General features: G+C 39.1%; 22 protein-coding genes. 11 read left to right on the top strand and 11 right to left on the bottom strand.

What is annotated here, in order from left to right:
• From rpmG to KF872_00415, 6 genes are all read right to left on the bottom strand, one after another.
• Positions 1-189, bottom strand: coding sequence for a 50S ribosomal protein L33 (gene rpmG / locus KF872_00440; GenBank protein MBX2901989.1), 189 nt, complete (start codon positions 187-189; stop codon positions 1-3).
• Positions 190-211: 22 nt separating this feature from the next.
• On the bottom strand, positions 212-445 hold the full coding sequence (gene rpmB / locus KF872_00435; protein ID MBX2901988.1) for a 50S ribosomal protein L28: 234 nt from the start codon (positions 443-445) through the stop codon (positions 212-214).
• 107 nt (positions 446-552) lie between these two features.
• Complete coding sequence (locus tag KF872_00430; protein MBX2901987.1) at positions 553-3,984, bottom strand: hypothetical protein; 3,432 nt, start codon at positions 3,982-3,984, stop codon at positions 553-555.
• A 78-nt stretch (positions 3,985-4,062) separates the two neighbouring features.
• Positions 4,063-4,698 carry an O-methyltransferase gene (locus KF872_00425; protein MBX2901986.1) on the bottom strand — a complete coding sequence of 212 codons (636 nt, stop codon included), beginning with the start codon at positions 4,696-4,698 and terminating at the stop codon, positions 4,063-4,065.
• A gap of 33 nt (positions 4,699-4,731) precedes the next feature.
• Positions 4,732-5,817, bottom strand: a complete 1,086-nt coding sequence (locus tag KF872_00420) for an endonuclease/exonuclease/phosphatase family protein (GenBank protein ID MBX2901985.1) — start codon at positions 5,815-5,817, stop codon at positions 4,732-4,734.
• An 18-nt stretch (positions 5,818-5,835) separates the two neighbouring features.
• Positions 5,836-7,524 (bottom strand): AarF/ABC1/UbiB kinase family protein, encoded by a 1,689-nt coding sequence (locus KF872_00415; protein MBX2901984.1) that lies wholly within the window; start codon positions 7,522-7,524, stop codon positions 5,836-5,838.
• 149 nt (positions 7,525-7,673) lie between these two features.
• Between KF872_00415 and KF872_00410 the strand changes: the two genes are divergently transcribed.
• Entirely contained in the window at positions 7,674-8,924 is a 1,251-nt protein-coding gene (locus KF872_00410; GenBank protein ID MBX2901983.1) for a hypothetical protein, read from the top strand.
• A gap of 16 nt (positions 8,925-8,940) precedes the next feature.
• Here the strand turns inward: KF872_00410 and KF872_00405 are convergent, their stop codons facing one another.
• From KF872_00405 to KF872_00395, 3 genes are all read right to left on the bottom strand, one after another.
• Positions 8,941-10,494, bottom strand: coding sequence for a PglZ domain-containing protein (locus tag KF872_00405; protein MBX2901982.1), 1,554 nt, complete (start codon positions 10,492-10,494; stop codon positions 8,941-8,943).
• 52 nt (positions 10,495-10,546) lie between these two features.
• Entirely contained in the window at positions 10,547-11,239 is a 693-nt protein-coding gene (locus KF872_00400; protein MBX2901981.1) for a response regulator transcription factor, read from the bottom strand.
• Positions 11,240-11,346: 107 nt separating this feature from the next.
• Positions 11,347-12,192, bottom strand: coding sequence for a transketolase (locus tag KF872_00395; protein MBX2901980.1), 846 nt, complete (start codon positions 12,190-12,192; stop codon positions 11,347-11,349).
• Between the two features lie 244 nt (positions 12,193-12,436).
• Here KF872_00395 and KF872_00390 point away from each other — a divergent pair, with 244 nt between their 5' ends.
• The 4 genes from KF872_00390 to KF872_00375 all read left to right on the top strand — a co-directional run bounded on the left by KF872_00390 (position 12,437) and on the right by KF872_00375 (position 16,121).
• A complete protein-coding gene (locus tag KF872_00390) occupies positions 12,437-13,054 on the top strand; it encodes a superoxide dismutase (GenBank protein ID MBX2901979.1) in 618 nt (205 codons plus the stop codon).
• A gap of 105 nt (positions 13,055-13,159) precedes the next feature.
• Complete coding sequence (locus tag KF872_00385) at positions 13,160-13,879, top strand: lysoplasmalogenase (protein MBX2901978.1); 720 nt, start codon at positions 13,160-13,162, stop codon at positions 13,877-13,879.
• Between the two features lie 45 nt (positions 13,880-13,924).
• Positions 13,925-15,010: a glycosyltransferase gene (locus tag KF872_00380; protein MBX2901977.1), complete on the top strand. Its 1,086-nt coding sequence runs from the start codon at positions 13,925-13,927 to the stop codon at positions 15,008-15,010.
• Positions 14,991-16,121 carry a glycosyltransferase gene (locus KF872_00375; protein MBX2901976.1) on the top strand — a complete coding sequence of 377 codons (1,131 nt, stop codon included), beginning with the start codon at positions 14,991-14,993 and terminating at the stop codon, positions 16,119-16,121. Before KF872_00380 ends, KF872_00375 begins: the two co-directional genes overlap by 20 nt.
• Before the next feature lie 3 nt (positions 16,122-16,124).
• On the opposite strand, the gene KF872_00370 is transcribed toward KF872_00375, so the two are convergent.
• On the bottom strand, positions 16,125-18,998 hold the full coding sequence (locus tag KF872_00370; GenBank protein ID MBX2901975.1) for a tetratricopeptide repeat protein: 2,874 nt from the start codon (positions 18,996-18,998) through the stop codon (positions 16,125-16,127).
• Positions 18,999-19,134: 136 nt separating this feature from the next.
• On the opposite strand from KF872_00370, the gene KF872_00365 reads away from it, so the two are divergent.
• Genes KF872_00365 through KF872_00350 form a run of 4 tightly spaced genes read left to right on the top strand, consistent with a single transcriptional unit; the run spans position 19,135 to position 23,986 of the window.
• Positions 19,135-20,760, top strand: a complete 1,626-nt coding sequence (locus KF872_00365) for an alkaline phosphatase family protein (GenBank protein MBX2901974.1) — start codon at positions 19,135-19,137, stop codon at positions 20,758-20,760.
• A 42-nt stretch (positions 20,761-20,802) separates the two neighbouring features.
• On the top strand, positions 20,803-21,456 hold the full coding sequence (locus KF872_00360; protein ID MBX2901973.1) for a CoA transferase subunit B: 654 nt from the start codon (positions 20,803-20,805) through the stop codon (positions 21,454-21,456).
• Between the two features lie 50 nt (positions 21,457-21,506).
• A complete protein-coding gene (locus tag KF872_00355; protein ID MBX2901972.1) occupies positions 21,507-22,112 on the top strand; it encodes an NAD(P)H-dependent oxidoreductase in 606 nt (201 codons plus the stop codon).
• Positions 22,109-23,986, top strand: coding sequence for a monovalent cation:proton antiporter-2 (CPA2) family protein (locus tag KF872_00350; GenBank protein ID MBX2901971.1), 1,878 nt, complete (start codon positions 22,109-22,111; stop codon positions 23,984-23,986). Before KF872_00355 ends, KF872_00350 begins: the two co-directional genes overlap by 4 nt.
• A gap of 1 nt (position 23,987) precedes the next feature.
• Here the strand turns inward: KF872_00350 and KF872_00345 are convergent, their stop codons facing one another.
• Entirely contained in the window at positions 23,988-24,551 is a 564-nt protein-coding gene (locus KF872_00345; GenBank protein ID MBX2901970.1) for a chalcone isomerase family protein, read from the bottom strand.
• A gap of 79 nt (positions 24,552-24,630) precedes the next feature.
• On the opposite strand from KF872_00345, the gene KF872_00340 reads away from it, so the two are divergent.
• Positions 24,631-25,389: a hypothetical protein gene (locus KF872_00340; protein MBX2901969.1), complete on the top strand. Its 759-nt coding sequence runs from the start codon at positions 24,631-24,633 to the stop codon at positions 25,387-25,389.
• Positions 25,390-25,479: 90 nt separating this feature from the next.
• On the top strand, positions 25,480-26,190 hold the full coding sequence (locus KF872_00335; GenBank protein ID MBX2901968.1) for an ATP-dependent Clp protease proteolytic subunit: 711 nt from the start codon (positions 25,480-25,482) through the stop codon (positions 26,188-26,190).
• The last annotated feature ends 33 nt before the right edge of the window (positions 26,191-26,223 follow it).

Raw genomic sequence — 26,223 nt, 5'->3', positions numbered from 1 at the left:
TTACTTAATTTCTTTGTGAATAGTATGTCTTTTTAAAATTGCATTGAACTTGCGCAATTCTAATCTTTCGGTTGTGTTTTTGCGGTTTTTATAGGTAACATAACGAGATGTTCCGGGCATACCGCTTGTTTTATGCTCGGTGCATTCTAATATAATTTGAATGCGTGCGTCTTTACTTTTCTTAGCCATTTTCGCAGTGTTTTAAAAATGTTTACAGAGCAGCTTTTTTATCTAACTCTTTCAAATATTGGAAAATTCCTTTTTTGTTGATAGTGCGTAAAGTAGATGCTGCTACACGCAATTCAATCCATTGGTCTAATTCAGGAACGAAGAAACGTTTCTTTTGTAAGTTTGGTAAAAACTTACGTTTGGTTTTGCGGTTACTGTGCGAAACATAATTTCCGCTTACCGGACGTTTTCCTGTTAATTCACATACACGAGCCATTGCTTCAAAAATTTTGGGGTGCAAAGATGCTAAAATATTTTGCTTTCACAAATTTCATTGAAAGAAATAATCTTCCATAAGGGTGATAATGCAGCCAAATAGGGCTTTTACTGGCTCAAATTTCTGAAATACTGCTCCGAAAGTTGCTTGTAGTATGGCTTTAAAGCCGGAGGTGTGGTTTTGTAAAAATCGGCTTGCTGCTGCTGTTGCTTTAAGTATTCTTCGAGGGCTGGCGGCATGGTTCTGTTTTGGTCTTGCCCGGTGCGGCTTTCGCGCTCCGGTTGCTCATCGCGTTGGCGTTGGGCATTTTCTGCTTCGAGCAGGCGGGTAAAAATTTCTTGCTGGCGTTTGAGCATTTCGGTGGTGAGCTGCTTGTTTACCAATTGAGTTTCGGTTTGGTTCATTTTATCTATGGCTTCGCCTAAGTTGCCTAGAGAGTTTTTGCCGTCTTTATTTTGCTCTTGGTTTATTTTTTCCAATGCTTTGCGCAGTTCTGCCTGCTTGCCTGCCAACTCGCTAAACTGCTTACTTAGTTCTCTTTGGTATTCGCGATTACCTTGCTGGCCTTTGCCTTCGCGCTTCATCATTTCGCCCAATTGGTTTATTTTATCGTTTAGCTGCTTTTGCATTTGCGACATATTGGGCATTCCTTTGTTGTTTTTGCCGGGCTTTTTGCAGGCAGCGCTCGGCTTGCCGCTTTGCTGTTGGTCGCTTTGGCTTTCGCTCATTTGCATTTGCATGTTTTGCAGGCTTTCGCTGAGCATAAGTGCCAGGTTATTGTATCCTGTCATTACAAATTGTTGATCGCTTAGTGCGTTTGAAATGTAGCGATCTTCTAACCGCTCTATGGATTTGGAGAGATAGCGGTTTACGTTATTCATTTCTTTGGTAACAAAACTTTCTATGCTTTCTTGCCTGCGGGCAAGTGCATAGAGGCTATCTTCAACCATTTTAGAATTTTCGCGAATTTTCTGCTGTGCTTTCATTAGTTGCACATACTTTGGATTGTTGATGTTTATGGCTTTCAATTCATCCATGAGTTTTTCTTGCTCGAATGAAAGTTTCATGATGTTTTTAAGCAACTGGCGCAGTGCTTGCATGTCTTCTGCCATGGCATCTTGCTCCATTTTGTTTTTCATGTCTTTCATTTTCTGTGCTGCATTTTTCATGTTGTTGGCAGCGCTTTTTTGATTTTGTGCAGCTTTTTGATTTTGATTTTGTTCCATTTGCTGCTGGGCTTCATCCATTTGCTTATCGGCAGTTTCCATGCTCTGTTCTGCCTCTTTCATATCTTGGCCGCTCTTGCTTTCTTCGTTTAGCTTTTTCAAATCATTAAGATCTTGCTTGGCTTCTTTTAACTGCTCTTGCAGTTTCTTTTGTTCGTCTTGCAGCTTCTTTTGCTGTGCCTGTTGGTTGGTATCGGCTTTGCCGTCTTTATTGTTTTTGTCTTGCGCTTTATCGCTGGTGGTATTTTCTTTTTGCTGTTCTGTTTGTTTTGCCAACTCTTCTTCTTTTTTGGCTAATTGCTCTAACTTGTCGGCAGTTTCTTCTAACTTTTTATTGAACTCCAACTTTTTAAAGAGTTCCAACATGCGATCGAGTTCTTTCTCTAGCTTTTCGTTGCTCATTTCCATTTCGCCCATTTTCTCGATGGCATCTTTTTTGTTTAGCTCTTCGAGCATTTTCTCTAATTTTTCATAGAGTTTTTTTATTTCTTCATCTAAAACCTTGTTGAATAAATCTTGCAACTTTTCTTGCTTCTGCTTGAGTTGTTCGCTAACAGGTTTTATGTCTTCTTGCTTCTTAATAGTTTCATTGAGCTTATTTTTAATTTCTTTTAGCTGCTCTTGAAGTTCTTTTTGCTTATCGGCAAGTTCGCTCAGGTTCTTTTTATCTTCCCAATTTAGATTTTTCTTTTCGAGCATTTTGTCTTGCGCTTCTTTCAACTTTTCTTTTAGGTCTTTTGCCTGTTTCATAGAAGCACTTAAATCTTTCTTGAGTTCGCTGCTTTGGTTATTTATTTCTTTTTCTAATGCGCGCTGCGATGGCATATTAAAGTTGCGGATATCGCTGCGGGTACTTTTACTGCCATTGATGCCGTCATTATCCCATACTTCAAAATAATAGCTCATTTTATCGCCCGATTTAAGTCCAATTTCTTTTATGTTCCAGAAATATGTAAAACGCGTATTGGTATTGCCGGACACAATTGGCACATTGGTAAGTTGTTTCACATTGGAGTTTTGTGAAGAATCTTCGCGCTCAATAAAATAATGAAACGATATGTTGCGTACTCCGTAATCATCGGCTGCTTCGCCCAAATAATAGAAGTAATCTTTATTGGTGGAATCGCGCTTTTCGGTAAGGTTGATGGTTGGATATAAATCTGGAATTACATTTAAATTATAGCTTACAGAATCTTCTATGCCGGTATTGGCGTTAGATATATACAATGTGTAGCGAAGCGAATGCTTGGCCGTTTGTACCAACTGAAATTCACCAGCCTCTTTTTGCTCTAAATTATACACAGCATCGTCCATTTTTACCTTTACCGAAGATGCTTGAGTGGTTTTAAACAACCATGAAATTTTGGTTCCAATCGGCACATTTAAATCGCCCATGCTGCGCAAAGTTTCATCTTGCTTGCCAATGTATGCAGGATAGTTGCAGTGCACATCGAACGAAGAAATTCCGGGCTTTGCCACTACTGCCAATTCATACTGTTTTGAATAGAAGCCACTTGCCTGCAAGCGAAACAATACCGATTGCTGCAACGAACTAAACTCGTGCTCAAATACGTTTCCTGCTTTTTTCTTTAGCTTGAAATTTTGCTTTTCTGTTTCTAAAAAAACCTCTGCCGGCAACACTTTGCCTTCTATTTTTACGCTAAGCGTGAAGCCGGAGTGCTGCAAAGCTTTCAGTTCTTTGTTTTCTATTACAAAGGTGAAAGGAGCTTCCGGTTCAAACTCTCTATTATTGAAATATAAACGCTTACTGCTTTCGGTAATAATATTGGGTGCTGCAATAATTATGAACAGCAACACCATCAATGGAGGCAGTAGAAATTTTATATATTTTTTATTCTGCTTAAGATCTATGGCTAACGAGAAATTGATTGGCTTTAGCTCTGCAATTTTTTGTTGAATACTTGCTTGCAGCAAACTGTATTCGCTACCCGAAGCCATGCGGTTAAGTTGCAATACATTCAGCAACTTATCTTTTACTGATACAAAATGTTTGCCTATAATTTCGGCTGCCTTCTCGTGCGAAATAATTTTTCCTAACTTATAGTAGTGTAGCAGCGGCAGCAGCACAAACCGCGCTACTACCAATAAAGATGAAAACACAAAACCATAAAATAACACTTTGCGCAGAGGAGCCGAAAGAAACAAGTAATACTCGGTAAGGTTTACCGCCAAGAATAGCGCCAACACATAAATGCCTGTAAAAATAACACCGCGCAATACTTCATTTAGGTAGTACTTTCGGGTAAAGGCATCTAACTTAATCAATAAATCGTTGTAACGCTCTTGGCTCATTATATGCTAAAATAACCTGCAAATTTTAGAAACGAAGTTGTTTAGGAATTATTTAACTGCTACCAATTTCTTGAATAGCTACAGTTTTCTGGCAATGTTTAAACCATCGCGCAGTGGCAAAATAAAATTTTCCACTCGTTTATCGTGCAATACTTTTTGATTGTATGCATGCAAAGCTGCGGTATCTTTATCGTGTTTATCGAGTGCTACTTTGCCGCTCCAAAGTACGTTGTCGGCAACAATAAAACCACCGGGGCGAACCTTATCTATTACCAAATCAAAATACAAACTATAGTTCTGCTTATCGGCATCAATAAACACCAAATCGAACGTTTCGTTTAGAGTAGAAATGATATTGGCAGCATTGCCGCTGTGCAATACAATATTGCTTTCTAAGTGAGCCATAGCAATATACTTGGCTACCATACTGCGCAACTCTTCGTTAATATCTATGGTATGCAACACACCATCTTTACTTAATCCTTTTGCCAAACACAATGCCGAGTATCCTGTAAAAGTTCCAATTTCTAAAATTCTTTTTGGCTGCAACATGCGGCTAATGGTTTCTAGAAATTTACCTTGGATATTGCCGCTCAGCATTTGCGGCATTTGCACTTTTAAATGTGTTTCGCGCGTAAGTTTTGCTAACACTTCATCTTCTGCCGAAGCATTATTTTCTATATAGTTATTGATTGAATCCGGAAGTAACTCCATACTGTATGATGCTTTAATTAAAATGCTGTTTACCTACTTTAGCTTTACTTCCATACGCACAGGCTGGTGGTCGCTATACTTAAAACCCAAGTCTATGGTTTCTATATTTACAGCTTCTATATTGGGTGAAACCAAAAAATAATCTATTACCGTAGTAAATGTTTTTTCAGGGCTGAAGGCTGTTTTGTTTTTGCGATTAGAGCCTCTAGAAGAATCGAAAACATATTTCCATCCCGAAATATAATTTGCATCGGCATTGATGTGTAAATAATCGGTTTCCGGCTCTTTGGCAAAAGCATAGGCATCTATACCCGGAGGCGCAATATTCCAATCGCCACCCATTACCACATAATTTCCTTTAGCATATTCTGCCTCTAGAATTTTCTTTGTAAATGCCATTTGTTTTTGCTTTACATCGCCATTATCGTACGCTTCGAAATGTGTATTTACTACCACCAGTTCTTTTTTGCTATTTGTAATCGGAAAGCGTTGCAGCAACAAGCATCTTTCTAAATAAAAAAGTTGGTCGGGAAACTTATCTTTATTGGGCAACTGAATACGCTTACTTTCTATTGGTCCGGGTTTTGAAAGCGAAAGTAAACCACCTAACACTCTGCCCATTGGATTGGTATAAGGCACAGGAACAAAACGCACATCGTAATTTACGGCAAACGAATAATTAAACGCAGGAAGTGCCTGCGCAATATTTTCTTTTTGATTGATATTCCAACTTCTTCTTCCTGCTGTATCGGCTTCTTGCAACAGAACAAAATCGGCATCCGTATTCTTCAAGTATTCAACTATTCCTGCATTGTATTTTTCTACCCACTCTTTTGGACTTACTACCATTTTTCCCCCATCGTAAAAAAAATCGGCTTCGGCACCCAAACCTCCATATCCAATATTCCAAATTAAAAACTTGAGTGTATTTGCAGTACTGCTATCGGTTGCAATCACAGCACTTTCTGCTATACCTTTTTTACTTATGGTAAGCAGTTCTTCGGCCTGCGGTTTAAACTTTGTAATACTGGCAAACACTATATTACCCACAACATAAAGCGCAAACAACACTACCGGAGTAAGCAAAACGAGCAGCGCAATTTTTATCATCTTTTTCATTAGATTGAAAGTTTAAAGTTACTTGTAAATCCTTCTTCTTAAAATGGTGTAAAGCAGAATTACAAACAATCCGCCAGCAATGCAGTATCCCGTGAAACTCCATTTATTTACACCGTAAACAAATTCCATTTCAGTTGGAAATTTTGCCAATAAAGCTATAGAAGAACCAATAATAAGTGCACAAATAATGTAAGTAATTACAATACGATTGGTAATACTATCCCACTTTTTAAGCGCATAACCATATCCCTGCAACTCTACTTCAAAATGCAACTTTCCTTTCTGTGTTTTTTGAAGAATATTACGCAGCTCTACCGGAAATGAGTTTAAAAACGCATTAAGATTAGAAAAGCGCGATTGAGCTTCGGCTGTTAAATTTTCGGGGCGAAGCTGTTCGGTAACAAGGCGCTGTCCATAGGGTCGAATAAAGTCGTATGTTTTAAAATTAGGGTGCATTTTTTTTCCTATTCCTTCTAAAATAGCAAATGCCCGAAAGATAATAAACACCCCGCCCGGCACTGTGATTTTATAATCAAACATTATTTTTTGCAGGCGTGTTATTACATCTTGAATGCTGCTTTCACTCACATCTAAATGCGCATAATCTTCTATTAAATCGTTAAGATCATATACAAACTGGCGCATATCGGTTATATTATCTTCAATAGCCAATTTGCGAAATTGCACTGCCATTTCGCGGGCATCGCTACGGCTCATGGCAATAAAGATTCCCGCGAAGGCATATTTATCTTTTTTCATCAATTGCCCTACCATACCAAAATCTAAAAGAATAATAGTGCCATCTTGCCGTACCAATATATTTCCCGGGTGTGGATCGCCATGAAAAAAACCATGCTCAAAGATTTGAGTAAGGTAAATATCCATGCCACGCTCTACTATTTTTTCCGGTTCTATTCCCCACTCGCGTAGTTGGCGCACATCGGTAATTTTACAACCGCGCACAAACTCCATCACCATTATTTTAGAGGTACTAAACTCGCGGTAAACCTTAGGCACATAAAAATCTCTCCTGCTTTTATAATAATTACGGAAGCGTTCTATATTACGAGCTTCGTTAAGGTAATCGAGCTCTTTGTGCATGGAGCGCTCAAATACAGTTACTACTTCTTCGGCATTTAATATTCCTTGCTTTTTAAGATAGCGATCGCTCCTGCGCACCACTTCGCGCAAAATACTTAAATCGCGCTCTACTACTTCGCGTACTTCCGGGCGCTGAATTTTCACAACTACATCTTCCCCTGTTTTCAACTTTGCTTTATGCACTTGCCCAATTGAAGCAGAGGCTATTGGCACTTCGCTAAACTCTTCAAAAATATCGGTTATCTTTTTCCGCGACTCCTTCTCTATAATCACCTTTACCTTTGCATACTCAAAAGGAGGAACTTTATCTTGCAGTTTTTCAAACTCCTTTACTAGTGCTTCGGGAACAATATCGGGGCGATTGCTAAGCACCTGAGCCAATTTTACAAAAGTAGGTCCCAACTCTACCGCTGCCATACGAATGCGCTCCCAACGAGTGTATTCCAATGCTGGTTTTTCATCGCGTAGCCAGCGCAGGCGCATACTTTCTGTAACCAAATTACGCAAAGTACTATTGGCAATAAGGTCTTCAAAGCCATATTTCACAAGTACTCCCAAAATTTCTCTGGTACGTCCTAAGTTGCGGAAAGTGTTATTTAAACTCATTCGGGTGCTAAATGTAGCATTAGTTTGAATACTGAAAAACGAACCACCCTTGCCTCCATAATTTTCCGGTGCAATAAAATACCTTATTGCTATCCTATATTCTAAAAATAACTTTTCTTTAAGCCTTCATCCATAAAAAATAATGTACCATGCCTGATTTTACACAGGAAGAAATGCAGCAATTACAACAAGTATTTAAAGCTGCGGCCGCATCGCTTCCACGCAGAGTTTTTACCGGAGCCCGTTTAGAATGGAAACCTGGCAAAGTAGCCGCTTATAGACAAATGATTGTTGCTTGTAAAAATGCTGCATTTGATGAGTATAAGAAAGCTAAAACAGCCAATCCTAATTTTCTAAATGCCAATACCGGTACGCGTGCACGAAGCAATGCTGTAGTTGGCAGGGGCATTCCAACAAATAACCGCCACGATAAAATGGATGCCTTGGTGAAAGGGCAGGGTCCTGCCGATGCTTTAGCTATGATAAAAGCCGGTGCAACTTGGGGTGTAGAAAAAGCTATAGACCCTATGCAGGAACAAGCGCTCACCGGCATAGTAGAGATGGTTAAAGAAAGTGGACTTATTGGTGCGGCTGCCGTAGATAGTGGTGTGGATTTAGCTAAAGAAGTAATGGGCTGCCTTCCGCTAATTGGCGCTGCCACTAACTTAGGACAAGGTGTAGTAAATAGCGTGAATGCTATTTTAAAACAGAAGAACATCAATAAAATAACAAAGCTATCGGGCATAGTTACACCCGGCAATCCGCGCAGCGGCTTATATGCAGTAAGAGCGCTCCTAGAGCGAAAAAGAAATGATTATGCCTATAATGCAGCTTTAGACATAGCAGCCGGATCTGCCCAAACGGCTAGTGTGTTTGTAGATGGAGGCGCAGTAATTGGAAGTGCGGCAGGCTTTGCCAAAACAGCATTGAAATTATTGTATTCCATTATGAGAACCCGCCAAAACTTTATGGAGTTTAAGCAAGGAAATCAATTATTGGAGTCGCTGGCAGAGTTTGATGCCAACGATATTGAGTTGTGCCCTATTTTAGGAGCCTATTTAATTACTGAAGCCGAAACCAGCACCTTACTTGCATTCCTCGCAGGTGGAAGTTTAGGTAGAACGTGGATGGACGAAGTAGAAAAATCTAAAGGTGATATTAGTACACTTATACGGCTTGCCAATAATTGCCAATTGATTGCACCTTATGAATTAAAAGGGCTACGAGCTTCTTACAATGCTCCGCAAAACACACTCTATAAAGGCTCTCACTTTTTAGATTTTAGAGTTCGGAAAACTCCACAGCGCATAAGGCACGAAGCTGAAATGATTGCAAGACGCGACCCGCGCGGTGCTGTTTCTTTTGGCAGAGGCTGGCTTGCTAAATTAGGTATTAGCTAATACTGTAAGTACTACACTATTTACTGCTGAGTTGAACTACCGGAACCAACATTTCTTCTAAAGAAATTCCTCCGTGTTGAAAGGTATTTCTATAGTAATTGGCAAAGTGGTTATAGTTGTTTTGATACACTAAGTAGTTATTCTCTTTTGCAAAAATATAAGATGAAGTTAAGTTGCCTTTGGGCAACAAAATTTCTTCTGGGTTTTTTACGGCAAATACATCGCGCTCTTCATAGGCTAAATTTCTACCTGTTTTGTAGCGAATGTTTGTAGTGGTTTGGCGATCGCCAATGCACTTGCTTGGGTCTTTTACACGCACAGTGCCATGATCGGTAGTAATAAGCACGTTTACATTCTTATCGGCAATTTTCTTTAGTGCATTGTGCAGTGGGGAATGGTCGAACCAACTCACGGCCAACGAGCGATAAGCAGCTTCATCGCTTGCCAGTTCTTTTAGCACTTCCATTTCGGTGCGTGCATGGCTGAGCATATCTACAAAGTTGTAAACAATAACGGTAAGCTTATTGGTAAGGTAGTTGTGTATGTTATTTTCCAATGCTTCGCCATCGCGATGGTTGGTGATTTTTATATACTGATGTTTTATCTCATCGCGAAAAGTGCGCTTTAGCAGTTCGCTCAGAAAATAGTCTTCGTTTAGATTTTTGCCTTCGTCATCATCATCCATTATCCACTTATCGGGGAATTTCTTTTGGATTTCGAGCGGCATCATTCCGGCAAATATGGCATTGCGCGAGTATTGTGTAACGGTGGGCAGGATGCTGTAAAAGATATCTTCTTCTTCAATTCTAAAGCTATTGCTTACTGCGGGTTGAATGGCTTTCCATTGATCGAACCGAAGGTTGTCTATTAGTACCAAGAAGGTAGGTTTATCTTCTTTAAGCAGACCAAACAACTTGTTCTTAAGCAAAGTATGGCTCATTACCGGAGCGTTGGGGGCTTCTTCTTTTAACCAGTTTCTGTAATTTTTACTTACAAACTTATTGAACTCTCTATTGGCTTCTTCCTTTTGGGCATTAAACACTTCTTGCATTTGCGATGCATCGGAGTTGTCTAATTCTATTTCCCAGTATATGAGCTTTTTATAGAGTTCTTTCCACTCATTAAAGTCGAGATTATCTTGCAGGCGCATGAATAGCGACTGAAATTCTTTTTGATAATTGGAGGATGTTTTTTCGCTGATGAGGCGGTTGCTGTCTATTACTTTCTTTAAAGTAGAAAGTATTTGTTGCGGCTTTACCGGCTTAATCAAGTAATCGGAAATTTGCGACCCAATGGCATCTTCCATAAGGTTCTCTTCTTCATTCTTGGTAATCATTACACATGGCAAGTGCGAATGCTTTTCTTTAATCCGCAATAGTGTTTCTAATCCGGTAAGTCCGGGCATGCTTTCATCTAAAAACACTACGTCCACCGTTTCGGTATCTACTTTATCTAAAGCATCTTTTCCGTTGGTTACCGGAATAACGGTGTACCCTTTTTCTTTTAAATACAAGATGGTGGGCTTGAGCAAATCTATTTCATCATCTGCCCAAAGAATGTTTATTGCCATATAGCTTTTTGAATTACAGAAGTTAAGAATGAAAACCTGCGTAAGCGTTTGCTTACTTTTTCACTAACAGCTTAAAGCCTGTTCCGTGAATATTGAGTATTTCAACGTTTGAATCGGCTTTTAAGTATTTGCGAAGTTTGGCAATGTACACATCCATACTTCTTCCGGCAAAGTAAGAATCGGTTCCCCACACGGTGTTGAGTGCTATATCGCGTTCTAAAACACGATCGAGGTTGGCTGCCAACATTTTTAGCAGTTCAGATTCTTTGGTGGTTAGCTTTAAAACTTGGTCTTCAATCTTTAAAGTGCGGGTGGCATTATTAAAGTCGAAGTTTCCGATTTTAAATTCATCTTGGTCTATTACTTCTGCCATTGGCAAGCGCTTAAAGATGTTTTCCATGCGCAAAATCAACTCTTCCATGCTAAAGGGCTTGGTGAGGTAGTCATCGGCACCAATTTTTAAGCCTTCGATGGTATCTTCTTTCAAATTTTTTGCGGTAAGAAAAATAATGGGCACATGCGAATTGAGCCTGCGCACATCTTTAGCGAGTGTAAACCCATCCTTTTTAGGCATCATTACATCGAAGATACACATATCGTATCTTCCGGCTTTAAATTCGTTTAAACCGTCTTCGCCATTGCGCTTAAGCGTAACTTCGTAGTTTTTGATTTCTAAAGAATCCTGAAGCAAGTTTCCGAGGTTCAGGTCGTCTTCAACGAGCAGAATTTTTTTCTTGTTAGCCATAAATATTCATTTTGTTAATTTGACAATATAAAAGTACGTTGGGTTGCCTCTTTTATTGCCCAATTAGCATTTGTTAAGATTTGAATATTTCTGTTAATACTGACAATCTAATAATCGCCCAATGTTTCTTCTAACTGTGCTAATGCTTTTGCCAATTGGTCGTTATTAGGAGCTACTCCATGCCACTTATGGTCGTTGAGCATAAAATCTACGCCTGCTCCCATAGCTGTTTTCATGATAATGGCAATGGGTTTTCCATTTCCGGTAGCCGCTTTGGCAGTGGCTAGCGTTTGCAATACTTGAGCCATATCGTTTCCATTTTCGAGCCAAAGTACTTGCCAACCAAAGGCAGCGAGTTTGGCTTCTAAATTGCCTAAAGAGAGTACTTTTTCGGTGGTGCCGTCTATTTGCTGTCCATTAAAATCTATGGTAGCAATTAAGTTATCTACTTTATTGTGCGCTGCAAACATGAGCGCTTCCCAGATTTGCCCTTCTTGAATTTCGCCATCGCCATGCAGTGTGTACACAGTGCTTGAGTCGCTATTTAATTTTTTGGTGAGGGCTGCGCCAATAGCCACACTTAAACCTTGCCCCAAAGAGCCCGATGCCATGCGAATGCCCGGCAAATGCTCGTGCGTGGTTGGATGCCCCTGCAAACGCGAATTTAACTTGCGAAAGGTTGATAATTCTGCCACCGAGAAATAACCGCTTCGTGCCAATACACTATACCAAACCGGAGAAATATGTCCGTTTGAAAGAAAGAAAACATCTTCACCTTCGGCAGCTTCATTGAATGAAGGATGGTGCTTCATGGCATGAAAATATAATGCCACCAAAAATTCTGTACAACCCAAAGAGCCGCCCGGATGCCCGCTTTGTGGTGCGTGTACCATCCTTAAAATATCTCTGCGAACTTGCGAGCATATTTTCTGTAATTCCTCAACGTTTGCCATTGGCTTTCTTTTGCCGCAAAAGTAAGCATTGGAGCGGGCTTGCATACATTTTGTTTACACGTTTGTTGAAAACCAACCTACTACCCAAAAACCTATTCCCACAGTCGTTTTAAGTATAACCACCCATAAATTTCAACGGAATGTTACCAATTCTTAAATACAAATTTGCGCGTATGCAATTGGAACAATGTTTATGTATGATTCATTATACTTGCCATATTGTTTCATCTAAAATTAAATTACCATGTCATTTACATTACCGGCATTACCTTATGCTTACAATGCATTAGAACCATATTTGGATGCGCGCACTATGGAAATACACCATACCAAGCACCACAATGCGTATGTAACCAACTTAAATGCAGCCATACAAGGCACAGAGTGGGAAAACAAATCTCTGGAAGAAATTATGGCTAATGTTTCTAAACTTTCACCTGCTGTGCGCAACAATGGTGGCGGGCATTTTAACCACTCGCTTTTTTGGAACATTATGGCTCCCAATGCCGGTGGCACACCTACCGGAAAATTGGCAGATGCTTTACAAGCTAAATTTGGTTCGTTCGATAAGTTTAAAGAAGAATTCAGCAAAGCTGCTGCAACACGCTTTGGTTCCGGTTGGGCTTGGCTTACAGTAACTCCGAGCGGCTTAGAGGTGTTTTCTACCGCCAATCAAGACAATCCATTAATGGATATTCCTGAAGCAAAAGGCAAAGGCGGTACTCCCATTTTAGCATTAGATGTATGGGAACACGCTTATTACTTAAACTATCAAAACCGCAGACCAGATTATGTTTCGGCATTTTACAGTGTAGTAAATTGGACTGAAGTAGGTAAGCGTTTTGAAGAAGCCAGCAAATAGTAAAACGCTGTTTTTACAAAATGCCGCAAGAAATTTCCTGCGGCATTTTGTTTTTATGTAATATCCTAAAATGAAACTTACATTCGTTCATAAAATTTACCAAAAATGAACAATGCTCTTACTGTGGTATATGCCATAATTGCGCTATTAGAAATTACGGCCGAGTTTTTTAATGGTGCCGAAGTACTAACCGGAGGAGAAGCCAGCATCAACTACCAACTGTTGCGGTTTACTACCAAACCATTGCTAATGCCGGTACTAATAGCTCTCTTTGTAAGTTCAACTTCTAAACTATTTAACCTTAGAAATTTGCTTATAGTTGCCTTCTTCTTTTCGTGGGTGGGCGATGTGGCTCTTATGTTTGTTTTTAAAAACGAAAATTTCTTTTTAGCGGGCTTAGTAGGGTTTTTAATAACGCACATTCTATACATTGTTGCATTCGCAAAAATATCGGGCAACAAAATTGGTTTCCTCAAAAGATTTCCATGGGTGGCAATACCTTTACTATTATATTTTTCGATACTTATTGTTTGGATTTTCCCAAATGTTCCCAGCGAAATGAAAATACCTGTAGTGGTATATTCGCTTACCATTGCGATTATGGTACTTTCTGCCATGAATAATTTTAGCAACGTACCCAAAAAAGTATTTGCAAACACTTTTATTGGAGCCTTACTGTTTATGATTTCCGATAGCATTATTGCTATCAACAAGTTTGTTTTTCCGGTAGCATTTGCAGGTGTGCTTATTATGGTTCTGTATATTAGCGGACAATACTTTATAGCCAAAGGATTTTCAAAATTTGGAAATGAAGTGGCTGCTTAACATGGTATTAAACTCTTATACTCTTTTTTCCCTGCCAAAGCAGTTATGAAGCGAATAATATGCTGTCTTACCAACGACCTTTCATTCGACCAGCGAATGATAAGAATCTGCAACAGCCTAACTTCTTTTGGTTATGAAGTAGTATTGTGCGGAAGAGAATTGCCGGCTTCTATTCCTTTAGTAAATAGAGCTTTTCGGCAGCATCGTATCCGCTGCATTTTCAACAAAGGGAAATTGTTTTATATAGAATTTAATCTCCGACTTTTCTGCTTCCTGCTCAAAGAAAAAGTTGATGCCATCAATGCTATAGACTTAGATACTGCTGCCGCTTCGCTCATGGCAGCAAAATTGAAAGGCACCAAATTGGTGTACGATGCACACGAGCTTTTTACAGAAGTTCCCGAAGTGATAAACCGCCCGCTCACCAAAAAAATTTGGGAGATACTCGAATCATTCTTTATTCCTAAAACAAATCTGACCTACACCGTTTCCGAAAGCATTGCATCTATCTTTACTAAAAAATATGACAAGTCGGTTTTTACTATTCGCAACGTGCCACTTTTGCAGGAGTTTACACCCGCGCAAAAAGAGCGAGCAATTATTTACCAAGGTGCTTTAAACCAAGGCAGAGGCTTAGAATTTTTGCTACTTGCCATGCAAAATATTGATGCCCAATTGTGGTTGGCAGGCGATGGCGATATAGCCCCTGCGCTTAAACGGCAGGTAAGAGAACTTCACTTAGAAAACAAGGTGCATTTTTTAGGAAAACTTACTCCCGAAGCATTACTGCAAAAAACCAAACAGGCACTAGCCGGCTTTAATGTACTCGAAGCACAAGGATTAAGCTACTACTATTCTTTGAGCAATAAAACTTTCGACTACATACATGCCGAAATTCCACAAGTAATAAGTGCTTTCCCGGAAATGAAACTACTAAACCAATCGTTTCAATTTGCATTAGAAATAGAAGAAATTTCTGCAGAGGAAATAAGCAAAGCATTTAATCGTTTACTCTTAAACGAAGCGCTTTACAACACCTTAACCAATAATTGCGCCAAAGCAAAACAAGTATTAAACTGGCAAAACGAAAGCCTACAACTTAAACAGTATTATGAACAACTTTTCCGGTAAACATCTACATATTGTTTCATTTAACGTTCCGTACCCTCCGGATTATGGCGGAGTAATTGATGTTTTCTACAAAATAAAAGCGCTACATGCATTAGGCGTTCAGGTACATTTACATTGTTTCCATTACGGCAGAGAAGAATCCAAAGAATTAGAAGCCATTTGTGCTTCGGTAAGTTACTACGAGCGTAAAAAATTCTACCAAGCAATTTACCAAAGTGTGCCTTATATAGTTGGCTCTCGCAAATCGGGAGAATTGCTTGCCAATATTTCTGCCGATGAACATCCCATTTTATTTGAAGGGCTACACACTTGCTTTTACCTTTCGCACAAAGCAGTGCGCGAAAAAACAAAAGCAGTGCGCATGCACAATGTAGAGTGGGATTACTACAAAAGTTTAGGCGAACAAGAGCGCAATTATTTGCTGAAATTTTACTTTAAATACGAAAGTCAAAAACTGAAAAAATTTGAAGAAGAATTACAACACGCCAACCATGTTTTTACAATCAGCAAAAACGACTTTGAATACTTTTCTAAATACGAAAAAAACATACACTACTTGCCCGCATTTCACTCCAACGAAACCGTAACATCCAAAACCGGAAAGGGCGATTATGTGCTGTATCACGGCAATTTAAGTGTGGTAGAAAATAATCAGGCCGCCCTGTATGTTTTAAAGAAAATAGCCGCACACTCCAAACGCGAATTTATTATTGCAGGCAAAGATCCATTAAACTCATTACGCAAGGAAATAAATAACCAACCCAATGTAACGCTAGTTTACAATCCTTCATTTGAAACCATGAGCAGTTTGGTGAGCAATGCGCATATAAATCTGCTTCCTACCTTTCAAAATACAGGTATAAAATTAAAGTTGCTCAACTCCCTATACAAAGGAAGATTTTGCATTGTAAACGAGCCTATGATTAAAAATACCGGTCTAGAAGAACTTTGTATTTTAGAAGAAAATGCAGAAAAAATTATAGAAACAATTGAAGAACTTTTCCAAAGAGATTTTACCGAAAATGATAAACTGGTGAGAGAACAAGTACTACAAAACGGATTCTCAAACAATGCAAATGCTCTAAAGATTTGCAACGTACTTTGGCCTTAACTTTTACCTAATTGCGCCCATCTTCTTTAACTCATTGTAGTAATACAATTCCTTTTCCGGATTAGCGCTCTTTTCGCGCCACAACTGATGTAGCATTTGCACCAACCCAACATCGGATTTGCGGAACTGATATGCCTTTTCAAAATAATAAACAGCACTATCGGTTTGGCTCATATTCATAAACGTTTTCCCGATATTCACCAACGGGTCGCTATTTTGCGAATTAAAAGCAAATGCCTGCTTACATACATCTATTGCTTTTTGGTATTGCTGCTTTTTAAAATATAGGAAACTAAGGTTATTAAATGCCTGCGCATTTCCCGGATTTACCTTTACCACATACTCATAGCAAATTGCTGCAGAATCTGCATTAGACAAGTTTTCATACATAATACCGGCTCTAAATATGGCATCGCTAAAGGAGGTATCTATTTTAAAAGTTCGGTGGTAAGCATCCACAGCTTCGCGCCACCTGCCAAGTTGCTCTAGGTCTCTTCCCAAATCGTAAGTGGCATTCATAAAACCGGGCCAAATTTCAGTTGCCCTCTTAAAATGCAATACAGCCTCTTCCAACATAGCCATACGCTCCGGAACCATTGCAACCTTTTGGGCTTCCATTGTTAAATGAAATGCCAACAAATTGTGCGCCTGTGCCGAATTTTCAACATGCTGAATATCATTTCTAAAGAGCGTAAGCCTGTTTTTCCAATCGGCATTACGGGCAATAGACAAACCGCCATAACACATTAAAACAACTGCCAGAATAATCTTTACGGCCGATGGCAACTTTGCCTTAGTTAAGGTCCTTGCATGAATATCTATTTTGAAAAAATGGCTCAAAACTCCTACCACCACCAATGCAAAACCCAATGTAGGAGCAAACAAATATCTATCGGCAATTACTCCCGGAATAGGATAAAAAAACGTTGAAAACGGAGAAATAACAACTAAATAAAAACCAATACCAAAAGCAATAAAGATATTGCGCTTAAAAAAGTAAACGGCAGCAGCTACCAAAAGTAAATGCAACAGTACCGACAGTATTACTGTAAAACTACTCAATGGCAACACTTCAATTTCTCTATATCCATAATAAAAAGCCAATGGGTATGGCATTACTGTAAGTTTTAAATACTTTAAAAGTGCCGTGGCAGCTAAGGCTGTTTTCTTTTCTATCGGCTGTGGAAATTCAGCAATAGGAAACTCGGCAAACAACACCGGGCGGTACGAAGCCGTTGGAACAATCTTGGGAGGAGAAGCTGTTTCAATTGTATTTACCGTAGTGTGTATTGCCTTAGCATACTTCAATTGGTAAGCATGAGAATATTTAGTTTCTAAAAAATCTAACTGAACCGCAATGGTTGTAATAAGTAAAAAAAACAGCAAAAATTTTTCTTGTGAAAACCTCTTCAAAGTCCAGTCGTAAAAAACTACTGATGCCAACAGCAACAACATGAAAATTCTTCCCAACACATATACAATACCATTGCCAAAAAAGGAAGATGCAATCATTCCAACAAAAACAAAGCCTAACACATAAGCAATAATTCTTTGATACTTCTTGGAACTATGAAACCAAAATATAGGCACACAAAATATAGCAAATGCGTATGGAGGAATTATTACTTCTTGTGGAGGCACCACAATAGTTGGAATCAAATACACCACAAAAAATATTGGGTGAATAAGTTTTAGCCGCCATGCTATTCCACAAAATATCAATCCTGCAAAAAATGAAAACGAAGGATCGTTGTTAAATATAAGTAAATACACTTCGTACTGCAGCACAATAAAACACAGCAGTAGTAATTTTCTAAACTCTAATGACTTTGAATACTTGAAAACAAGCACTATACCTACCATCAACAACAACCAACTCCACCACGGTGCACCAAGTAAAAACACACCTCCATTGAGCAATACAAACAGTAGCATCCACCATTTATATTGCCATAATATTTTAAGAAACCGAACCGGACTACCAACAAAATATCCCGCATTTTCTTCTATTGCAACTTCGCCCACACCTGCACTATAACCTCTAAACGAGGCACTCAAATAAGCCATAAAATCTTTACCCTGCTTCCAAAAAGCGGCTGCGTGAGGAATAGCAGCAACCAACACACAAGCAGCAACCAAAACCAATTGCTGTATAAACGAAAACGTTTCTATCCAAAACGAAGCAAACAATGGCAACAATATGGCAAGAGCCATAACTTTTAGCACTTGTTTAGGCTGCAACAGTATGCTTATAGAAAGTGGAATTGCCAATGCAAAAGGCAATATTGTTACCTTACTTCCCATTGCCAAATTAAAACAAATAAGCACCGTAAATATCCGCCACCACTGATTGGTTACCGAAAATTTTATAGCCTCCCCAAATGCCAAAAAAGTAAACAGCAGCGCCAATATTTCATCCCTATTTTTAATACTCGCCACCACTTCTGTATGCGTGGGATGCAATGCAAACAACAAGGTAACAACGGCCAATATCTTTTCATTCACCGATGGAAAGAGTTCTCTTAAAAGTGCAAAAACCACCAACACCAACACCATGTAAAGTATCAAATTCACAAAGTGGCTCATGCCTGCACTTTCACCCAAAAACTGATGTTCCAAAGCAAACGAAATATGTACTATTGGGCGATACTCATAAGAATACACATCTGCCTTAAAATAAGGCGATTTTAAAATTTCAGGAATAGCAGAAATACCTTGCGATGTAAGCGGATGATTATTAGTAACAATTTCATCGTCCATGCAATAATCGTTTACCAATGTATTGGCAAACACAAAAAACACTATCGAAAGAATTGCTACAAGCAACCCGTTTCTTGCAAAGAAAGATTCTTGTTTTACAACTGCGGCTTTTGCCATTTTAATCTCCAAACGTAAAAATCAAAGAAAAGAGAAAATAGGGAAAAAGCTAATTCTGTATTTGTTTCCTTGCATTCCTTCTTTTTATTTCCTTCGTTGCTCTATTCTTCAATTCAGTTATATGAAAAACTCAATTATGCTACGTACCATTTATACGCTTATACTCATAGCAATTGTTGCGAGCACTACAGCACAAACCGTTACCGACCGCCCCAAATTAGTAATTGGCATAGTAGTAGATCAAATGCGATGGGATTACCTATACCGCTACTCCGATAAATATACTTCCGAAGGATTTAAAAGACTCCTCAACAAAGGATACTCTTGCGAACAAACTTTCATCAATTATTTTCCAAGCTACACTGCACCCGGCCATACCGCAATTTATACCGGCAGCGTTCCTGCCATACATGGCATCACTGCTAACGATTGGTTCGATAGAAGCGAAGGAAAAATGGTGTATTGCACCGAAGATACCACCGTGCAATCTGTAGGCGGCAGCCAAAAAGCAGGGCAGCAATCGCCCCGCAGAATGTACACTTCCACCATTTGCGATGAACTCCGCCTTGCCACCAACCTACAATCAAAAACCATTGGTGTAGCTTTAAAAGACAGAGGCTCTATTCTTCCTGCAGGGCACACTGCCAATGCTGCATATTGGTACGATGGTGCCACCGGAAACTGGATTTCTAGCACTTACTACATGAAAGAACTCCCAATGTGGGTGCAGCAATTCAACACACAAAAATTACCCACCAACTATGTAAAGAAAAACTGGAACACACTGCTCGAAATTTCTAAGTACTATGAAAGCACCGAAGATGACAAATGGTACGAAAGCACCTTTTCTAATGAAGACAAGCCCGTATTTGAGCACAAAATATCTGAAATAAAAAAGCAGCCGCTTACCGAAGTACTTAAAGCCACACCATTTGGCAACACACTTACCTTGGCATTTGCCAAAGCCGCAATTATTGGCGACACTCTGGGCAACAGAGGTACTACCGATTTCTTAACCCTTAGCTTTTCTTCTACCGATTACATAGGGCATCAGTTTGGACCCAATTCTGTTGAGGCAGAAGATGCCTATATTCGTCTTGATAGGGAATTATCAGAATTTATAGATTTTTTAAACGAAAAAATTGGAGACGGAAATTTCACCCTATTTCTTTCTGCCGACCACGGTGCAGCACATGCAGCAGGATTTAGCCACGAAAACCATCTTCCGGCAGGCAATATCTTCGACAAAAAACTTCGCCATTTCACAGATTCTATTCTACAAAAAAGTTACCAGCGAAAAAACTTAGTAAGTGCCGTTACCAACCAACAAATAATACTTAACCACCAAGCTCTTCAAGCAGAAAAAATAGATTTAGATGCCGCTTGCAAATTATTGGTTACAGAACTTAGTAAAATTGAGGGTGTAGATCGCGTAATTTCCTATAACAATTTACAACAAGAAACCCTGCATTCGTGGTTTAAAGAATGTTTGAGTAATCAATACAAACCCAATCGTACCGGAGATATTCAACTTCTGTTTCATCCAGCATGGCTCAACGATTTTGAAAAAGGCACCACACATGGCACTATATTTCCTTACGACACGCACATTCCACTACTCTTTTACGGTTGGGGCGTAAAACACGGCAAAGATTATTCAAGAACATACATCACCGATATTGCACCCACCATTGCAGCATTGCTTAAAATACAAATGCCAAACGGAACAGTGGGAAAACCCGTTACAGGAATATTGAAATAAAAAGACACTTGCTTTCACCTAATTTTTTCTAATTTTTGAACCATGCTTACCAAAGAACAAATAGCACAAAGAATTGCCAAAGAATTACGTAATGGCTTTTATGTAAACCTCGGTATAGGTATTCCAACCTTAGTGGCCAATTATATTCCGCAAGGAGTAAATGTAGTATTGCAATCCGAAAACGGCTTACTCGGCATAGGTCCTTTTCCTACAGAAAGCGAAGTAGATGCCGATTTAATAAATGCAGGAAAACAAACCGTTACCACCTTGCAAGGCTCTGCATTTTTCGATTCTGCCACCAGCTTTGGAATGATTCGTTCGCAAAGAGTAGATTTAACCGTTTTAGGAGCAATGGAAGTTGCAGAAAACGGAGATATCGCCAGTTGGAAAATTCCCGGCAAAATGGTAAAAGGAATGGGCGGAGCCATGGATTTAGTTGCATCTGCAAAAAACATTATTGTAGCCATGATGCAAACCAACCCCAAAGGCGAATCGAAATTATTACCGACCTGCACGTTGCCGCTTACCGGAAAAAATTGTATTCAAAAAGTAATTACCGAATTGGGATACTACGAAATTATAGATGGCGCTTTCCATTTAATAGAAATAGTACCGGGGGTTACAGTAGAAGAAATAAAAGCAAAAACTGCCGGAAAACTAATCATTAGCAATACGCTGAAAGAAATGCAGTTGTAGCATTTTGCATTTTTTACTTTTAATATATTTCATTCTAGTTATTTTGCGCTATGCAACATAACATCCTTATTTTGTTTGCACATCCGCGTTTGGAGCGCTCCAAAAATCACCATCAACTATTACAGTATATTCCAAAAAGCAAAGGAATTACACTACACGATTTATACGAAGAGTATCCCGATTTCAATATTGATGTTAAACGTGAAAAAGAACTACTTACACAACATGATATTATTATTTGGCAACACCCATTTTATTGGTACAGCATCCCGCCACTCCTCAAGCAATGGATAGATATTGTATTTGAGTTTGGATGGGCTTACGGTACTGGCGGCACTGCGCTTAGAGGCAAAAAAGTACTCCATGTAATTACCACTGGCGACCCCGAAACAGTATATGCCGAGAACCAACCACATAGCTTTACCATTCCGCAACTTTTAGCTCCATTGCAACAAACCGCCCGCGAATGCAGCATGGAATTTTTACCTCCTTTCGTAATCCACAATGCACATCGGTTGCCTTTCGAAGAATTAGAAAAACATTGTAGAGACTACTACCTTCTGTTGGTATTACTACAACAAGATAATTTACCGCTCACAGTTATTCACCAACACAAATACATAAACTATTGGGTACAAAATAAAAGAGAAGCATGAGTGAATTTTTTCTGTTGCAAGCAATTATTTACCTATCTGCCGGAGTATTTTGTGTTGCACTGGCAAAGCGCATAGGATTAAACTCTGTATTGGGCTACCTCATTGGCGGCATGTTAATTGGTCCCTATATTCTAGGATTGGTAGGCAATGAAGGCGAAGACATTATGCACTTTGCCGAATTTGGAGTAGTAATGATGCTCTTCTTAATTGGGCTAGAATTAGAACCCGCACAATTTTGGCAAATGCGCAAAGCCGTATTGGGTTTGGGCAGCATCCAATTTGGTGTTACCACTTTGCTCTTTTATGGAGTGGGTTTAGCTATTGGTTGGCAATGGCAAATGAGCTTAGCCATTGCAATGGCACTTTCTATGAGTTCAACAGCCATAGTGCTGCAAACTTTAAAAGAAAAAGGACTATCGCAATCGGCAGCAGGGCAGGCATCTTTTTCAGTATTACTATTTCAAGACATTGTGGTAATTCCTATACTGGCACTTTTGCCATTGCTTACCTCCCAATCACAAATTCACATTGTAGAAAAACATTCTCAAGCCATCATAAAAGACTTACCAGCCTGGTTACAAACAGCTATGGTTATTGGAGCAGTTGCTACCGTATTATTAGCAGGCAATTATCTTGTAGTTCCCATACTGCGCATGATTGCCAAAACTAAACTACGCGAATTGTTCACAGCCTCCGCTTTGTTATTGGTAGTATCAGTATCGTACCTTATGGAATTGGTAGGTTTAAGTGCCGCTTTAGGTGCTTTCTTAGCCGGAGTAGTATTAGCAAATAGCGAATTTCGACACGAATTAGAAAGCAATATACAGCCATTTAAAAGTTTGCTATTAGGTTTATTTTTTATTGGAGTAGGAGCATCTATAGATTTTAAACTTATTGCACAAAAACCCCTACTCGTAACTGCCATAGTGCTTGGGTTAGCAGTGTTGAAAGCAGTAGTACTTTTTATTGCAGGAAAAATATTTAAAATGAAAACAGACCAAAACATACTATTCACTTTTGGTTTGGCACAGGTAGGAGAATTTGCATTTGTAGTGCTTTCCTTTTCTTTTCAACTAGCCATTATAGATAAAACATGGAACGACTTACTTATGGCAAGCACCGCAGTAAGCATGACTCTTTCACCTATTCTACTTATCATAAACGAAAAATACATAGACCCTTACTTAGGCACTCAAGAAAAAGAACCCGATAAATCAACCGACACAATTGAAGAAAAACACGATGTAATCATTGCCGGCTTTGGGCATTTTGGCAGCACCATCGGCAGATTTTTAAGAGCCAATGGCATTGAAGCTACCATCCTCGATTTCGATTCAGACCGAGTAGATTTACTGCGAAAAATGGGATTTAAAGTATATTATGGCGATGCCACCAGGATAGATCTTATTGCCGCAGCCGGTGCCGAAAATGCCAAAATACTTATTGCCGCAATAGACTCGCCAGCGGCCAATGCCCAACTTATCAAAAACGTAAAAAAACATTTTCCTCACTTGCATATTTTGGCACGAGCCAAAAACCGCTTCGATGCTTATGAGTTAATGGATGTGGGCGTAACCGATATTTATCGCGAAACACTCTACACCTCGGTACACCTTGCGGTAGATGCCCTAAAGTTCTTAGGATTTAGAGCTTACACCGCCACTCGGCAAGGACAAAACTTTATTCGCTACGATGAAAAATCTATGCGCAAACTACAATTAGATCGCTACAATTTGCAGCAATATGCCCTCAGTGCCAAACATCAAATAGAGATGCAGGAAAAATTATTGCAGGAAGATTTATTTCAAAACCTTACAGACCGCGGTCACTCATGGGGTGGCACACTTCCACACGAAGAAGAGGCAAAGGCGTAATTTAAGAACCTAAAAGTCCGGTCTTCAATTTAGCATCGGCAGGATTAGAACCCAACCAAATACCATATAAAGCAGTTTTAAAATCTAAACCGGGAATTACGTCTATCAACTTATTATTCTTAAACACTTTTACACCTTCCATAGGCAAAAATGTAAGATCATAAACATCCCCTTTGGTTATTGCTTCTTTTAAAAACAACTTTAAAAATCTATCAACTTTATCTTGAATTGGTTTTATATTTCCTGAAGTAGATTTTTGGAAACCTTCTTTAGTAGATTCAATAAATTTTTCGGAAGTAACTAAGCCAGAAGTAATAACAATACGCATATTCTGCGGTTCGTTTGCCTTAGCAATAGCACCGCCATCTTTTGAAGTTGCCTTTACATACAATCCTGCCACATACACATCTATAAACAGTTTCTTCCTTATGCCGCCACCGTTAAATTTTAGCACAGCATCACCTGCTTTAAATGTAGAAGGCAGTTTAACATCGCCCACCGTAACTTGCGCAAAACAAAACCCAACTGTAATCACAGCCATTAGTATCAAAATAAATTTTTTCATGAATATTTTTTTTCGTTCAGATACATAAATAAAACATGAAGTTTAATTTCAAAACAAAACTTTATGTACGTTTGAAAATATGAGCCAAAAACTAAAACTCAGCCTTATCGAGCGCTATCGCGAAACTATTCACGCGCGCTATCAATTCAGCCAAATTAAAGACAACAAAAATTTACCCGATTTTTTCACGCAAGAAAAAGCCGATGAACTGCGTAATTTCTTTCTTCAAAATTTATACCCCGATATAAATAAGCGCCAAGAGCTAGATGCCGCTTTTGCTCGTTTAGAAAGTTACGTAAACGATCCCGCCAAAATTTGGGGCATACTGGGCAATTTAACCGCAGCAATTTTTCGTTTTGGCATCCTGTTTCCCAAAGCCATAAAAGCAGGTATAGAAACACTGCACACCCACACCGCTGCCCGAAACTTCGAAGAGCTGCTATTACAAACCGCCCTAAAACAAAACCTAACAGCACCCGTTACCGAAGCCCAACTGCTACAATGTATAGCAGACCTACCACAAAAAAAAATACAGCAATTTATTGATGAACTCTGCAACCTCTTTTTAATTATTACCGATACCAAAATGCTTGAAAAAACAATCGGCATTTTAGAAGATGTAGCCACACGCATGAAAGCTAATACTAAAACCTACGACAAAAATGATGTGCAAGCCATTCTTTTAGGCGCCAATATTTTAAAAATGGGAAAAGAACTGATGCAACAATACAACGATCACGAAAAAAAAGCCATTGTTGAATTTATTGCCCAAACCGAAACCAAGTTCATAAACAACATAAAAAGCAGCACTACCAAAAACCGAAAAAAAACATCATAGCCTGTACCATAATGTTTTTAATGACGAAATATTTGGAATTGTGAAACGTCTTATGCAACATTGATTTTGTAAGCAGAAAAAAAGTATAAAATGAATATTAAAGAAGCTAAAGATTTTGCCAACTATGCCGTAAAACACCATGGCATAAACAGGCTTGGAGTAGAGCAATACATTCATAAAATTGAATCGCTGCATCCGGTTACCAATCTTACCAGAACTGTAATTGAAGAGCGCCCGATGCCTTTTCGCGAAGTAGATGTATTTAGCCGTTTAATGATGGATAGAATTATTTTTCTTGGCACAGCGGTTGACGATTATATTGCCAGCATTATACAAGCGCAACTCCTATTTTTAGAAAGCAGCGATGCACGCAGCGATGTTCAAATCTACATCAACTCACCCGGTGGCGAAGTATATAGCGGCTTAGGAATTTACGATACTATGCAATACGTAAATATGGATGTGGCAACTATTTGCACCGGAGTAGCCGCATCTATGGCTGCCGTAATTTTATGTGCCGGAAAAAAAGGAAAACGCACTGCATTGCCACATGCCAGAGTAATGATTCACCAGCCGCTTGGCGGTATTGGTGGCAAAGCCAGCGACATTCAAATTTCTATCAACGAAATCAGAAAAATAAAAGATGAGTTATATGAAATTATTTCTAACCACAGCGGCCAACCATTAGAAAAAGTACAAGAAGACAGCGACCGCGATTATTGGATGCGCGCCCGCGAAGCCAAAGAATATGGCATGATTGATGAAGTACTGGAACGCACTAACCGCAAATTAGAAGATTGATATTAAATAAAAAAGAGGCTGCTATTCACAGCC

It is taken from the genome of Chitinophagales bacterium, assembly GCA_019638515.1.
Lineage (GTDB): Bacteria > Bacteroidota > Bacteroidia > Chitinophagales > LD1 > UBA7692.
This window is presented reverse-complemented; position numbering and strand designations above follow the sequence as displayed.